Here is a 14,587-nt window from a genome sequence, read left to right on the forward strand (position 1 = left end):
TTGGAGCTTTTCGTGCTTAATAGATTCCGCATGCTTGTCGCCTGTGCTTTGACCTTCGCGCTTTGCTGGGTGCCGGGATTTGCGTTTGCTGGGGACGCTGAGGACGGGGCCCAGATTGCTGCGACCGCTCATGGGCTTTCCTATGGGATCGAGGGTTTTGAGCGGTTGGCCAAGGGGACTGCTCGTGCCATGGAGGGTCAGCCTGAGGGCTACCGGTTTCCTGTTGACGAGGACGTGGACCTTGTAGTGGCGCCTGCTGCCGATCGCGTTGTGGTGTGGATATCGCCTAAGGCGGTCGAGAAGTATGGATTGGATCCGCAGGACAACGAGTGCGTATCGGGTCTCAAGGCCCTCGTCTGTAAGCTCGACAGCGCAAACTGCATGGGTGGTGCGCAGCTAGGGGACGTGGATCTTCCTTGGTATGTCACGGCGGAAACAACGTTTGATGCCGGCGGTTATACCTATGGCTTTGACGAGCGCGGTGCGGATGGGGACCGCTATGTGGTGATTGCATCAGCCTCGGGTGATGCCAAGGGCGGCGCGCGTTGGCTTGATAGCGCTCAAATGGTAGAAGCATCGTCTGTCGTGTTGCGGGATGAGCAGGGGCCCTTGACCTCTCTGGCCTCCTTATTGGGCGACATCGACTATCGCCCGTTTTGGGTGTCCATAAAATCGAGCGGCCTTGCCCTGGTGATTGCCTTTGCACTGGGCCTGTTTGCCGCATGGAAGACCATGGGTACTACGAGCCGCATCAAGGGCCTGCTCGATTCGGTCTTTACGATTCCTATGGTGCTGCCGCCTACGGTGTGCGGCTTTTTGCTGCTTATGCTGTTTGGCCGCTCGACCGGGGTGGGCCAGTGGCTTATCGCGCACGGCGTCTCGATCGTCTTTACGTGGCCCGCGGCGGTGATATCTGCTGTGGTGGTGTCGTTCCCCCTGGTCTACCGTACGGCGCTCGGTGCCTTCGAGAGCCTCGATACGCAGATGCTCGACGCCGCGCGAACCTTGGGATGGTCCGAACGTCGCATCTTTGCCAAGCTCATGATGCCGCTCGGCTGGCCCTCCATCGCCGCCGGCACGGTGCTCGCCTTTGCCCGCGCGATGGGCGAGTTTGGCTGCACGCTGTTCTTTGCGGGCAACTACGCCGGTATTACGCAGACCATCCCCATCGCCATCTACTTTGAGTGGATGGGCGGCAACACATCGGTGGCCCTCTTTTGGGTCGCCGTCGTGATCGTGTTCAGTTTCCTGGTCATTCTGTTCATCAACATGTACACCGCGCATTCGCAAAAGTATCGCGAGCGGGGCCTTTCCCGCGCGGAGCGCAAACAGGCCAAAGATCTCGCCGGACAGGGCGATTCGCTCGACCCGGCGGGCGGCGATGCCTTGCGTATTGATCGCGAGGCACTGGCCGAGCTCATGCGCGATGATGCGGCGCCGCAGGGAGGTCGATAAGCTATGTCGCTCGTTTTGGATATCAAAAAGCGCTATCCCGGGTTTATGCTCGACATGCAGCTCGAGGCCGGCGAGGAGCGCGTGGCGCTGCTGGGCGCCTCGGGTTGCGGCAAGAGCTGCACACTGCGCTGCATTGCCGGTGTGGAGACGCCTGACGAGGGCAAGATCGTCGTCAACGGCGTGACCTTTTTTGACTCGGCGGCGGGCATCAACCTGTCGCCCCAGGCGCGCAAATGCGCCCTGCTGTTCCAAAACTATCAGCTGTTTCCCAACATGACGGTGGCCGATAACGTATGTGCCGGTGTAAAGGGCGCGGGCGATGCCGCCGCGCGCAAAAAGCTCGCCGAGCGCTATCTGAGCATTTTCGGTCTAGCCGATTTTGCCGACCGCTATCCCGCACGACTTTCGGGCGGTCAGCAGCAACGTGTGGCGCTTGCGCGCATGGTGGCGGCGCATCCGGGCATCTTTATGTTCGACGAGCCCATGAGCGCACTCGATTCCTATCTTAAGAGCGCCCTCGAACAGAACATGCTCGACCTGTTCGATGTGTGCAACCGCACCGTGCTCTACGTGAGCCACGATATCGACGAGGCATGTCGCCTGTGCCAGCGTATCTGCGTGATGCACGATGGGCATGTTGAGGAGATCGGCTCCGTCGAGGACGTGGTCCGCCGTCCGCAGACGCTGGCGGCACTGCGCCTGACGGGGTGCAAGAACACAAGCCGGGCGCGCAAGGTCGGCGACGAGGAAGTCGAGGCTCTCGACTGGGGCATGAGCTTTAACGTGGGTCGTGAGGTTCCCGATACTGTGGCGTTCCTGGGCATTCGCGCAAGCTACTTCCATGTTGACAATCGCGCTGAGCGGGGGCGCAACAGCTATGATTTGCACGTGGCCCGTGTGAGCGATTCGCGCTTTGAGCGGCTGGTATTGCTGGACGTGCCGCGCGCTGATGCGCCCACGCGTCTGCAGTGGAAGGTCAACAAAGTGAACGTTGCTGCCGACGGGCTGCCGCAAGCAGGCGAGACGCTGCGCATGCACTTCGATGCGAGTAGGATCCACCTGGTTTGTCGATAGCGCCGGGTAATGCTGTCGGGGATATAAGCCTCGGCGGCTTTGTCTTGCCGCTTGCCGAATGAGGGATGACAGACTCTTATCAATCAAGATAATTATTTATTAAACGACGGCACGCGAGGCTGTCGTACGAATGTCAACGGTGTTCGTCTGGACGATGACCGCTGATATAGTGGACCTTGACTGGTTAAGGAGGGTGCGCACATGCCGCAGACGACATACATTCGCCGCGTTGCCGCGCGCGCCCTGTATATGGCTCGGAGTCGCATATGAGCAGGTATGTTCACGGCTCCGGGAGAGACGACGCACAACTAAATAATCGACCGCAAAGCAGGTTCCCTAAAATTCCGGGTTTGAGCACGGCCGGGCAATCGCCGTCCGTCGTGCAGCAATACCGTAGCTATCCGTATTTGGTTCGAGAGGGGAACCGTCATGGCTGAAGAATTTGATTTCCATCCGATGTGGGAGAGCCTCGGCATGAATCTTGCCGACCACGATATGCTGCTGGGCGCCGTGGGCCAGATGTACGGCGATATGTTCCTGACGCAGAACAATCGCCCCAAGTCCACGTCCTACCTGGACTTTGTGGCCACCAACATCCATAGCGGTCGCATTAAGGAGATGCTCGACAAGAAGGAGGCCGGCGAGGCTACCAAAATCGTCGGTTCGTTCTGCGTCTACGTGCCCGAGGAGATTGTGCTCGCCTGCGACGGCATTCCTGTTGGCCTGTGCTCGGGTGCCGATTGGGCAACCGATAAGGTCGAGGAGCACCTGCCGCGCAACACCTGTCCGCTTATCAAGAGCTTTGCCGGCTTTAAGCTGGGCGAGGTCTGCCCCTACATTGAGTCGAGTGACCTGGTGGTAGGCGAGAACACCTGCGATGGCAAGAAGAAGGCCTACGAGTTCTTTGCCACGCAAAAGAACATGTACGTCATGGATATTCCCAACGTGCACGACGAGTCGACGCTCGTGACCTGGAAGGCCGAGGTTAAAAAGCTTGCCGCCAAGATCGAGGAAGAGTGCGGCGTCACGATTACGCCTGAGCGCCTGAAGGCTGCCATCCACGCCGTCAACGGGAAGCGTCGCGCCCTGCAGCGTCTGGCTGCGACCCGCGCTGCCGATCCGGCGCCCATCAGCGGTCTCGACAGCCTGCTGACCGTTCAGGCCGCCTTTATGGATGACACGCCGCGTCTGACCGGCGCCATCAACGAAATGGCGGCTGAGTGCGAGCAGCGCGTTGAGGCCGGCGAGGGTGTGGCGCCCAAGGGCACCAAGCGCATCCTGTACACCGGTACGCCCATGGCCGTGCCCAACTGGAAGCTGTTCAACCTCATCGAGAAGGCCGGCGGCGTCGTGGTGGGCGAGGAGTCCTGCACGGGCTCGCGCTACTACAAGGACCTGGTCGACGAGTCCGGTGAGACGGTTGACGAGATGCTCGACGCCATCGCCGAGCGCTACTTTAAGATCAACTGCGCCGTCTTTACGCCCAACCACCAGCGTATGAAGGACATTGTCCAGATGGCCAAGGACCTGCATGCCGACGGCATCGTCGACGTGGCCTTGCAGTTCTGCACGCTCTACGAGATGGAGTCGTTTGCCGTGGAGAAGGCCGCCGAAGAGGCCGGCATCCCGTTTATGCACATCACGACCGACTACGCCGGCGAGGATGCAGGCCAACTGCAAACCAGGATTGAGGCTTTCTTGGAAACCATTTAGGGCTATCCGGTCCAGCGGCTTCCCCAAGCACCCGATCTTGCCGTTCAAACCATCGCTTGCATACCAAAGTACGCGGCGCTCCTCTTTCACGGCAACCTCGGGCACCTGGGAAAGCCGTTTCCTTGGTTGGTTAAAAGGTTTGTTAAGGAGTTATATGTCGGAAAATATTGAGCAGCCGTTGCCGTCCACGTTTGAGGAGTTCAACGAGCAACGCAAGGCGGCGTTTATTCGCGTCAAGGATTATAAGCAGGCGGGTAATCGCCTGGTCGGCTTTTTGTGCAGCTATACGCCGCTCGAGATTATCGATGCTGCGGGGGCCGCAAGTGTCGCTCTGTGTGGTACGTCTGACGAGGTGATTCCTGAGGCCGAGAAGGTGCTGCCGGCAAACCTCTGCCCGCTCATCAAGTCGACGTACGGTTTTGCCTATTCGCAAAAGTGCCCGTTTACGTACTTTAGCGACATGATCATCGGCGAGACCACCTGCGACGGCAAGAAGAAGATGTACGAGCTGCTCAACGAACTCAAGCGCACGCACATTCTGCATCTTCCGCAGGGTCGCGATCGCGCCTACGAGCGTGAGGGCTGGTACGAGGAGTGCCGCCTGCTCAAGGAGGAGCTCGAGAACTTCTACGGCATCGCGATTACCGACGATGATCTGCGCGCTGCCGTCCGTCGTCGCAACCGCTTGCGTGCGGCCCAGCTCGAGATGTTTGCGCTGCAGGCCAACCAGCCGGCGGCCATGAGCGGCGTCGACCTGATGAGCACCATGTTTGCCGGTACGTTTAGCTTTGATATCGAGGCCTATACGCAGCAGCTGGAGCAAAAGGTTGTCAAGCTGCGCGAGGCCTACGACGCGAGCGAGCGCCCGGTTGCGGCGGATGCCAAGCGCATTCTGATCACCGGCTGCCCGGTGGGCGGCGTGATCAACAAGATCGGTCGCACCATCGAGTCCAACGGTGGTGTGGTCGTGTGCATGGACGACTGCTCGGGCGAGCGCACGGCGGCCATGATGATCGACCCGGAGGCTCCCGACATCCTTCGCGCCATCGCCGACCGTTACCTGGATATCAACTGCTCGGTCATGACGCCCAACGACGGTCGTATGGAAAACACGCTGGCCATGTGCGAGAAGTATCACGTCGATGGCGTAGTGGAGAGCGTGCTCCAGGCGTGCCACACCTTTAACGTGGAGAGTGCGCGCATGCAGGAGGCTGTCGAGGGTGCGGGTATTCCGTATATGAAGATCGAGACCGACTACAGCAACGGTGACATGGGCCAGATCGAGACCCGCATCGCCGCCTTCATCGAAACCCTCTAGCTTCCTCAGGCACCGGATCTTGCTCCTCAAACCGTCGCTTGCGTACCCAATGTACGCTGCGCTCCTCTTTCGGGGCAATCTCCGGCACCTGAGAAACCTAGAGCTAAGGCGCCTGAACGCGCCGCTACCTTTGATGTTTAGATTGGGAGAGAGCCATGATAGGGATCGGGATCGATATCGGGTCTACGGCGGCTAAGGCTGCTGTGGTCGATGGAGGGGGTTCGGTGGCGTGGACGTGCGTGCAGCCAACCGGGTTCTCCTCGGTCGATGCTTCCGAGCGGCTGCGCGAGGCACTGGCAGCGGCGGGTTATGACGTGGCTGCCGACGACGTGCGCGTGGTCGCGACTGGCTACGGCCGTGTTGCCGTGCTCTATGCGCACAAGGTCGTGACCGAGATCACCTGCCACGGCACCGGTGCCGTGCGCCTGTTTGGCGATCACGGCACGGTGATTGACGTGGGCGGCCAGGACACCAAGGTCATTCAGCTTAAAAGTGGCCGCGTGGCCAAGTTCGCCATGAACGACAAGTGCGCTGCCGGTACGGGGCGCTTTTTGGAGATCATGGCCGACCGTCTGGGTATTTCCCAACAGCAGATGGCCGACCTTGCGCGTTCCGGTGAGCCCACCAAGATCAGCAGCATGTGCACGGTGTTTGCCGAAAGCGAGGTTATCAGCCTGATCGGCCGCGGTGAGCCGCGCGAGAACATTGCGCGTGGCGTGATCGACAGCGTGGTCTCGCGCGTGGCGACCATGGCCGGGCAGGCCGCGGGCGCCCCGTACTACCTGACGGGAGGCCTGTGCGAGAACGCCTTCGTGGTGGAGCGGTTGGGCGAGCTACTGAGGTCGCCGGTGACCACCTCGCCCCAGGCTCGCTTTGCCGGAGCGATCGGTGCGGCGATTCGCGCACAGGCGCTCAATTAATGCATCCGCCGCAGGCTCGCATTCATGCGTATACTGGGAGAAAATGATTGACCGATGAGAGGAGGTATCGATGGCTGACGATCAGATTAAGCTCACGTCTATGACGGCCGCGAGCGGTTGAGCCGCTAAGTTGGCTCCTGGAGCCCTCGCCCAGGTCCTGGGCGACTTGCCAAATGTGCATAACGACAACTTGCTCGTGGGGTTCGATACCTCCGACGATGCGAGCGTCTTCCGCGTAGGGGAGAACCTGGGGCTTGTGCAGTCCATCGACTTCTTTCCACCGATGGTCGACGATCCGTTCCTGTTTGGCCAGATTGCCGCGGCAAATTCGCTGTCGGACATCTACGCCATGGGCGGGCGGCCGAGCCATGCCATGAACCTACTCTGCATACCCAGTTGTCTGGGCATCGAGGTTGCCGGTCAGATTCTGGCGGGCGGCGCCGACAAGTGCGTCGAGGCCGGCTGCTCCATCGCGGGCGGCCACACCATCAACGACGACGAGCCCAAGTACGGCCTGTCCGTGAGCGGGTTTGTCGCGCTTGACCGTATGCTCGCCAACAGCGGCGCGCGCGTGGGCGATGCGTTGCTGCTGACCAAGGCGGTTGGCTCGGGCATCATCACCACGGCCATTAAGGGCGAGCTCATCGAGCAGGACGAGGCCGCAGCCGTGTTTGACTCGATGCGTACCCTCAACGAGGCCCCGATTCGTCTGGCCGAGGGACTCGAGCTTCACGGCTGTACTGACATTACGGGCTTTGGTCTGATCGGGCATGCGTGCGAGATGGCCGAGGGCTCGGGCGTGCAGGTTGAGCTTGCGTCGGGGGCGGTGCCGCTCTTTGACCAGGTGCTCGACATGGCGCGTCTGGGCATTATCCCCGCGGGCTCCTACCGCAACCAGGACTTCTTTGGCCCGCGCGTGGCTGCCGACGAAGACCTGGAGCCGGGCATGCTGGATGCGCTGTACGATCCGCAGACGTCTGGTGGTTTGCTTATTGCGGCGCCCGCGAGGGATGTGGATGAGCTTGCGCGTCGCCTGGATGCCGAGGGGCGCATCGCCGCTGTCGTTGGTCGCGTGTGCGAGGCGGAGCCGGGCGGTCCTGCCGTCCGCGTTGTTCGCTAGCCCGCACGTTTATGTAACTGTTTGCCGTTCTCTAGAACGGTTCTTTCGAAAGGAAAAACTATGTCTACCAAAATTGAAGTCAATGCCATGGGCGATGCCTGCCCGCTGCCCGTCGTCAAGACGCTCAAAGCCCTGAAGCAGCTCGATGGCGAGGGCGCCGTGGTGACCTCGGTCGATAACGAGACTGCCGTCAAGAACATCTCCAAGATGGCGCAGGAGAAGGGCTGCACGGCCTCGGTCGAGAAGGTTTCTGACGCCGAGTGGCACGTGACCGTGGCGACCTCTGGCGCCGTTGCCGTGGCCGATCCTGAGCAGGATGGCGCTGCCTTCTGCGACGCCAGCGCCGGCAAGGGCAAACTCGTCATTTCCGTCTACACCGATTGCATGGGCCGTGGCGACGACGAGCTGGGCCACAAGCTTATGAAGGCGTTTGTCTTTGCCGTGACGCAGCAGGAGGAACTGCCCGCGACCATGCTGTTCTACAACGGCGGTGCCAAGCTCACCGTCGAGGGCTCGCCGGTGCTCGATGACCTGAAGGGCCTGGCCGAGCAGGGTGTCGAGATTCTCACCTGCGGTACCTGCCTCGACCACTATGGCATTAAAGACCAGCTTGCGGTGGGCGAGGTCACGAATATGTACGTGATCGTGGAGAAGATGGAGCAGGCCGTGCGCGTCGTGCGCCCGTAGCGTATTGGTTGGAGTTGCCATGAGGGAGAAGCGCCCGGCGCTTGTCATCACGTTTCCCACCACGGCGGCCGCCATGGGGTGCGAGTCCCTGTGCATCGAGCGCGGCCTTCCCGGGCGCACGATTCCCGTGCCCGGGGAGGTTGCCGCCGGCTGCGGCTTGGCGTGGAAGGCGCTGCCTGCCGATGGGGAGCTGCTGCGCGGCGAACTCGCCGCGGCGGGCGTTCCCACCGAGGGCTATACCGTGATTGATATGTGGGAGGTCGTGCGATGATCTACCTGGATAACGCGGCGACGACCATGCACAAGCCGCAGACGGTCATCGATGCCGTGACGCAGGCGATGTGCTCGCTCGGCAATGCCGGGCGCGGCGCCACGTCGGGTGCCCTCGATGCCGCTCGTACGATTCACGGTTGCCGTGCCAAGCTCGCGCGCCTTTTAGGTTGCCCGAGGGCGGACCATGTGTGCTTTACGCCCAACTCTACCGCGGCGCTCAACACCGCCATCTGTGGCGTGGTGCGCCCCAGCGACCGCGTGGTCACGACGGTGCTTGAGCACAACTCCGTGCTGCGTCCGCTCAACCGCCTGGCGGCCGAGCGGGGCGTGACTGTTGAGCATGCGGGCTGTGATACCAACGGCGTGCTCGACTACGACGAGCTCGAGCGGCTAGTCACGCCCGGTACGCGTGCCGTGGTGGTGACGCACGCCTCCAATGTGACCGGCAACGCGGTCGACATTGCACGCGTAGCTGCCATGGCCCATGCGGCCGGTGCGCTCGTGATTGTCGATGCCTCGCAGTCTGCCGGCACGGCGAAGATTGACATGGATGCCATGGGGCTCGATGTTGTGTGCTTTACCGGCCATAAGGGGCTCATGGGTCCACAGGGCACCGGTGGTCTGGCCGTGGCGGAGGGCATTGACGTGGCTCCGTGGGCCATGGGCGGCACCGGCGTGCACAGCTTCGATGCGCTGCAGCCGCTCGAGTGGCCCACGCGCCTTGAGGCGGGCACGCTCAACGGCCATGGCATCGCGGGCCTTTCCGCCGGCCTTGACTTTATCGAGGCCCAAGGCGGGGTTGAGGCGATTGCGGCGCATGAGCGCTCGCTCGCTGATCGCTTCCTTGCCGGTGTGCGCGAGATTCCGGGGGTTAAGCTCTACGGCGCGTTTGACCAGCCCGTGCGCTCGGCGATCGTCTCACTCAACGTGGGCGATATCGACTCCGCCGAGATCTCGGACGCGCTCATGCAGGGGTGGGGGATTGCGACGCGCCCTGGCGCCCATTGCGCTCCGCTCATGCACCGCGCGCTCGGGACCGAGCGCCAGGGTATTGTCCGTTTCTCGTTTGGGTATTTCAACACGGACGAGGAAGTCGACACCGCGATTGACGCTTTGCGCGATTTAGCCTGCTAGAGCGTATATACTTGCGGGACGGGTCTTTTGCCCGTCCCGTTTTTGTTTCGACCCGAAAGGTGTGCCTATGGCCTCATCCGCCCCGCGCGGTCTGCGCTCCGACCATGTCGTTACCGTCGGCATCGCCCTGTTCTCGATGCTCTTTGGCGCCGGCAACCTTATCATTCCGCCGCTGCTGGCGCTGCAAGCAGGTTCAGCCACGCCGGTCGCCATGTTCGGCTTTCTGATTGCCGCTATCGGTTTGCCCGTCATGGGATTTATCGCCGTCGCGCTCGCCGGCACGGCCCGCGAGCTGGCCGGCCGCGTGCATCCCAAGTTTGGTGAATTCTTCGTTGCGGCGGTCTATCTGGCCATCGGTCCGTGCCTGGCCATTCCTCGCACAAGCTCTACGGCGTTCGAAATGCTGGTGCCGCTGCTGCCCGAGGGTGTTTCGCTCGGCACGGCTCGCCTGGTGTTTGCCGTTGGTTTCTTTATCGTCGCGTTTGCGCTCACGCTGCGTCCGGGTGTCATCACGCGCGTGCTCGGTCGCATAACGGGCCCCGCGCTTATTGCGCTCATCGTGCTGGTCGTGGGTGCTGCCGTGATCTCGCCGCTGGGGCCGGCTGCCGCGCCTCAGGCTCCCTACGATGCGGGCGCCGCCGTGCAGGGCTTTCTGACTGGCTATCAGACCATGGACCTGCTCGCGTCGCTCGCCTTTGGCATCATCATCGCCGAGACCATCCATGAGTTGGGCGTTACCGATGACAAGCGCGTGGCCTTCGAGATTTCGCGTTCTGGTGTGATTGCAGGCGTGCTCATGGCCGTCATCTACTGCGGTTTGGCCCTTGCCGGTATGCAGCTCGGCACCGTGATGCCCGACGCTACCAACGGCGCCGCCATCCTTGCCCGCTCTGCCTCCATGCACTTTGGCCTTGCCGGCACGGTCGTGGTCTTCGCGATCTTTTTCCTCGCCTGCATGAACGTGTGCATCGGTCTTATTAGCTGCTGCTCGCGCTATTTCTGTGAGACGTACGTAGTTGAAGGGGGAGCGGAGGCCTCCGAGGAGGCCATGCGCCGCCCCTTCGCGATCCTTGCCTTTGTGTTCGCGGCGTTTTCGTGCGTGCTCTCCAACGTGGGCCTCGACGTGATCCTTATGTTCTCGGTGCCCATGCTTAACGCCTTGTATCCCGTCTCCATCGTGCTGGTTCTCATGGGTTTGGTACACGGCTTTTGCGACGCTCATCCGCAGGTGTGGGTCTGGGTTGGCGGTGTGGTTGCCGTGCAGAGCGTGATCACCTCGGTCCGCGATGCGTTCTTTGGGGGCACGTGGCTGCCGTTTGATGCGCTGCCGTTGGCGGATATCGGTGCCGCGTGGGCGCCGGTTGCCGTGGTGGCATTTGTGATCGGCCTGCTCCATAGTCGTTTTGTCGCACATTCGAGGAGCTAAGGCATCAATGCTTGCACAGGCGGGGAGTCTCCCCTATAATTTCCTTCGCTTTGGGACACGCAAGGTTTAGACCTTAGCTGCTCAACACCTTCGGGACGTGGCGCAGTTTGGTAGCGCGCCTGCTTTGGGAGCAGGATGTCGCAGGTTCAAATCCTGTCGTCCCGACCATATCTTGCGGGCGTAGTTCAATGGTAGAACCCCAGCCTTCCAAGCTGATGACGCGGGTTCGATTCCCGTCGCCCGCTCCATAAGATAGATGAATGGCTCTGATTCCTTTTGGGACCAGAGCCATTTTCATATACATGCCGGGACCCCACATCCCCTCCTAAGTTGCGGTGAAATAGTTCCTGGATTAGCCGCAAAAGCTGTTATTCAGGAACTATTTCACCGCAACTTATTGAGACCGAGCGGGCTGGGTCGATGATGGGTTCTGTTGTCGAGAAGATGAGGGCAGCCGGTCAGGAGTCTGCGTAGGGCTTTGTGGTTGGTATGCCGTAGCCGCGCATCATGGAGCCGAACGCTTTGACATCGTAGGTGTCTGAGAGCTTGAAATGAATGACGTTGTGGCCCATGGCACGCAGGTTCGCGTCGCGCACGAGGGCAGCTCGATAGGTTTTTGCCGCAGTATGTTCCGGATCATTTTGGGCATCGTCCTCAAACTTGCCTAGTCCATGCAGCTCAGCCAGCATCCAAGAGCCGTCTGGCATCTGCCAGCCGTAATCTGCCAAATAATAGCCGGCGTTTCCCGGTCGAGTGATTTCAACCTGAAGTTCGGGAGCGGCAACTCCCGCCAGAATCATTGCCGCCCGTGCCTCGGATTCTCCACCGTTATCCGATCTGCCATCCATGTGTTCAAAAACGTCAAATGCGCGCGCAATGCCGTGCAGTCCGCGACAGTTCGCTTGTGCATATGCACGCAATTCTTCACGCTCGACACCGTACTCACGAGCCAACCCGTCGACATAGCCTAGTGCATATCGAAAAGCGCTCGTTCGGGCGATGTCGACCACCGTGCGATATGGATCCGTTAACGTAAACGGGCCGAGCTGCCATACGTCGCCCGGCCGCCAGCGTCGGTATTCAACGAATTCGTACATATCGCGTCTGGTGGAACGCGGTAGCAGCACTTGCACCCTGTCGAGAAGCGAATATGCAGAACCGATGCCATAGAGCAGTGCCGCCGTTGCTCCACAAAACACGGCATCCGGTTCAACGACTGCAATAGCGGATGCCAATTGAAAGATGCGATCTTCGACGCCGAGGCCATTCCAATACGCGGGATCAGCGTAGACATGGTTGTAGAGTCGAATAATCATCTCTTTTTGCATGAGCGCGTAGGCACAGCGTTCATCCCATTTTTTGGTAGCTACAAACAGATGCCCGCCATGATGGGCCTCGAATAACCGGAAGAATAGCTCTGCTTGCGATTTGGAACAGCGTTTATCATGACTCATTTTCGACCCCATGGTCTCGAGGGGGAGTGAATGGCACTACGCTATCCCATATTTGGTCCGCCAGACCTTGCCATGAACTGACCAAAAGCTTGACGGGGCAGGTCAGAGTCATGAGTCGGAGCCAAACATATCGGCAAACGGTTGATTAGTGCCCCTCGGCGGCACTAAAAACCACCCTTACAGAAAGTTGCGGTGAAATAGTTCCTGAAAGGCTCGAATAAGCCTAAATCCAGGAACTATTTCACCGCAACTTAGGAGGGGATGGGGTTAGCTGCGGGGGCGGTGGCGGAGTTTGTCGATGGTGGAGTCGGTGCTTCGGCTGCGGGCTTCGGCGGCGAGGTCGCGAGCGTCGGCAGCGGTTTGGCGCTTGCGGCGGTAATCGATCATGCCTTGGATGATGGGCTTTCCAAAGCTCACGACATCATCGTTGTAGATGGCGGTTCGGGCTGCGAGGAGGCAGTCGGAAAAGTCCATATGGGTCTTGCCAAAGAGTTTGACGGCAAGGGCGACAACGGTGGGCTCGTCGACCATGACGTCATCGAGCAGCCTCTTCATGGCCGCAGCAATCTCAACGCGGGGAACCTTATAGACGTCGCGCAGCGTGACCACGACGCGCGTGATGATTTCGGGGTAAACACGAGCAGTGCGCGTGGCGATGACCTTGGCGGCGCGCGGTGACAGAACTTCGTCGTCGTCAAGCAGGTAGCGTAGGATGACGGTCTCGTCGATGATGGTGCTACTCATGGATATCTACTTCCTCGGGACCCAAAATCGAATCGTCGCATTCTGTAGCAAGGTACTCAATCCAGGCATTGCGCTCCTCGGAGCGGCGATTGGGGTCCCCATATGCTTTGAGCGATCCATAGGCGGCGGTGCCGTCCTTTGAGCGCACGGCGACCGGCTGAAAGGGAAGCTTGCGCATCAAAATGCTCTGCGCGACAAAAAGGCGAACGGCCTCGGCAAGCGATGTGCCCATGGCGTCGTAGAGGCGCTCGGCATGCTGTTTGTCCTCTTCGCGAATGCGCACCTGCAGGATGGCTCGTTTTTGCGTCGATGACATCACTGGCCCCCTTAATGAGCGTGCAATATGAATGGTCAAATACAACATTGGCTAATAATAGCCAATCTTATAACCACTGCTTTATTGCACTCAAGTTAATGAGCGCGAAATATATATCAAACGTATTACATCCTTTATAAACGAGCGTGAAATCTCCCCTGGATTTACGCATGTAATACACTCACCTTTATAGCTATCCGAGAATAGTTCCAACCTGCCAAAACCCCTGCAATACACCCGTATTGCAGGGCCTATGCTCAAGTTTGCCCCCTGCAACTGCGTATATTTAACATGTATATCGTTGGAGGAATTCTATCGAAGTGCCTGTTTCGCCGCATGCGCTCGATACGCCGATGCCGGACCACGGGCGGTCCGGGGCAACGTCGGCAGGGTCTCTCCGGCATGGGATTCAGGAGGGAGTGAACAACATGGGCAATAAACGAGTCGTGGCTGATTCTTCACGCTGCATTGGGTGCCAAACCTGTATGGCGGCGTGCATCGAGGCACACGATATTCCCGGCAACATCGCCGCACCTCGCTTGCGCGTAACGCGCACCTACGAGATCTCCGCGCCGGTGGCATGTCACCACTGCGAGGACGCTCCGTGCGCGAAGGCCTGTCCTACGGGCGCCTTGTTCTTTGATCCAAAGAACCATCGTATCGGCGTCAACGAGGACAACTGCATCGGCTGCAAGAGCTGCGTCATGGCATGCCCCTTTGGCGCCGTGAGCGTGGCGACCACGCAGGTCCCCGTCTTGATGGGTGACGTTCGCGTGGGTTCGCAGACTAAGAGCTTCGTGCTCAAGTGCGACCTGTGCGTGGACCGTCCCGGCGGTCCGGCGTGTGCCGAGGCGTGCCCGACCAAGGGCCTCACCCTGGTAGACGAGGAGCGTCTGGCAGAACTGACTGCCGAGCGTGCCCGCGCCACCATCGAAAACGAGGCGTAAACGTCG

At 60.3% G+C, this 14,587-nt stretch carries 14 protein-coding genes and 2 tRNA genes; 13 read left to right on the forward strand and 3 right to left on the reverse strand.

Translation table 11 applies throughout. The annotated features are described in order from the left end of the window. Positions 1 to 12: 12 nt before the first annotated feature. From modB to GXM19_RS01670, 12 genes are all read left to right on the forward strand, one after another. Positions 13 to 1,455 (forward strand): molybdate ABC transporter permease subunit, encoded by a 1,443-nt coding sequence (modB, locus tag GXM19_RS01615; RefSeq protein ID WP_239057630.1) that lies wholly within the window; start codon positions 13 to 15, stop codon positions 1,453 to 1,455. A gap of 3 nt (positions 1,456 to 1,458) precedes the next feature. Continuing rightward, positions 1,459 to 2,529, forward strand: a complete 1,071-nt coding sequence (locus tag GXM19_RS01620; protein WP_006234130.1) for a sulfate/molybdate ABC transporter ATP-binding protein — start codon at positions 1,459 to 1,461, stop codon at positions 2,527 to 2,529. Between the two features lie 429 nt (positions 2,530 to 2,958). After that, on the forward strand, positions 2,959 to 4,242 hold the full coding sequence (locus GXM19_RS01625; protein ID WP_006234129.1) for a double-cubane-cluster-containing anaerobic reductase: 1,284 nt from the start codon (positions 2,959 to 2,961) through the stop codon (positions 4,240 to 4,242). A gap of 154 nt (positions 4,243 to 4,396) precedes the next feature. Then, positions 4,397 to 5,560: a double-cubane-cluster-containing anaerobic reductase gene (locus tag GXM19_RS01630; protein ID WP_006234128.1), complete on the forward strand. Its 1,164-nt coding sequence runs from the start codon at positions 4,397 to 4,399 to the stop codon at positions 5,558 to 5,560. A 155-nt stretch (positions 5,561 to 5,715) separates the two neighbouring features. Continuing rightward, a complete protein-coding gene (locus GXM19_RS01635) occupies positions 5,716 to 6,480 on the forward strand; it encodes an acyl-CoA dehydratase activase (protein ID WP_006234127.1) in 765 nt (254 codons plus the stop codon). Positions 6,481 to 6,550: 70 nt separating this feature from the next. Then, on the forward strand, positions 6,551 to 7,600 hold the full coding sequence (selD, locus tag GXM19_RS01640) for a selenide, water dikinase SelD (protein ID WP_082222891.1): 1,050 nt from the start codon (positions 6,551 to 6,553) through the stop codon (positions 7,598 to 7,600). Between the two features lie 60 nt (positions 7,601 to 7,660). After that, a complete protein-coding gene (yedF, locus tag GXM19_RS01645) occupies positions 7,661 to 8,287 on the forward strand; it encodes a sulfurtransferase-like selenium metabolism protein YedF (RefSeq protein ID WP_006234125.1) in 627 nt (208 codons plus the stop codon). Positions 8,288 to 8,306: 19 nt separating this feature from the next. After that, a complete protein-coding gene (locus GXM19_RS01650; RefSeq protein ID WP_006234124.1) occupies positions 8,307 to 8,558 on the forward strand; it encodes a putative Se/S carrier protein in 252 nt (83 codons plus the stop codon). Then, positions 8,555 to 9,694 (forward strand): aminotransferase class V-fold PLP-dependent enzyme, encoded by a 1,140-nt coding sequence (locus tag GXM19_RS01655; protein ID WP_006234123.1) that lies wholly within the window; start codon positions 8,555 to 8,557, stop codon positions 9,692 to 9,694. Before GXM19_RS01650 ends, GXM19_RS01655 begins: the two co-directional genes overlap by 4 nt. 67 nt (positions 9,695 to 9,761) lie before the next feature. Further along, complete coding sequence (brnQ, locus tag GXM19_RS01660) at positions 9,762 to 11,120, forward strand: branched-chain amino acid transport system II carrier protein (RefSeq protein ID WP_006234122.1); 1,359 nt, start codon at positions 9,762 to 9,764, stop codon at positions 11,118 to 11,120. Positions 11,121 to 11,211: 91 nt separating this feature from the next. Continuing rightward, positions 11,212 to 11,288: transfer RNA gene (locus GXM19_RS01665), tRNA-Pro, on the forward strand. Positions 11,289 to 11,294: 6 nt separating this feature from the next. Further along, a tRNA-Gly gene (locus tag GXM19_RS01670) sits at positions 11,295 to 11,368 on the forward strand. 210 nt (positions 11,369 to 11,578) lie between these two features. On the opposite strand, the gene GXM19_RS01675 is transcribed toward GXM19_RS01670, so the two are convergent. The 3 genes from GXM19_RS01675 to GXM19_RS01685 all read right to left on the reverse strand — a co-directional run bounded on the left by GXM19_RS01675 (position 11,579) and on the right by GXM19_RS01685 (position 13,634). Further along, on the reverse strand, positions 11,579 to 12,574 hold the full coding sequence (locus tag GXM19_RS01675; RefSeq protein ID WP_040358243.1) for a hypothetical protein: 996 nt from the start codon (positions 12,572 to 12,574) through the stop codon (positions 11,579 to 11,581). 267 nt (positions 12,575 to 12,841) lie between these two features. After that, on the reverse strand, positions 12,842 to 13,318 hold the full coding sequence (locus GXM19_RS01680; RefSeq protein WP_006234120.1) for a type II toxin-antitoxin system VapC family toxin: 477 nt from the start codon (positions 13,316 to 13,318) through the stop codon (positions 12,842 to 12,844). Further along, a complete protein-coding gene (locus GXM19_RS01685; protein WP_006234119.1) occupies positions 13,311 to 13,634 on the reverse strand; it encodes a type II toxin-antitoxin system RelB/DinJ family antitoxin in 324 nt (107 codons plus the stop codon). Before GXM19_RS01685 ends, GXM19_RS01680 begins: the two co-directional genes overlap by 8 nt. Before the next feature lie 428 nt (positions 13,635 to 14,062). Between GXM19_RS01685 and GXM19_RS01690 the strand changes: the two genes are divergently transcribed. Beyond that, positions 14,063 to 14,581, forward strand: a complete 519-nt coding sequence (locus GXM19_RS01690) for a 4Fe-4S dicluster domain-containing protein (protein WP_022095206.1) — start codon at positions 14,063 to 14,065, stop codon at positions 14,579 to 14,581. Positions 14,582 to 14,587 lie beyond the last annotated feature (6 nt).

This window comes from Collinsella aerofaciens ATCC 25986 (genome assembly GCF_010509075.1).
GTDB lineage: Bacteria > Actinomycetota > Coriobacteriia > Coriobacteriales > Coriobacteriaceae > Collinsella > Collinsella aerofaciens.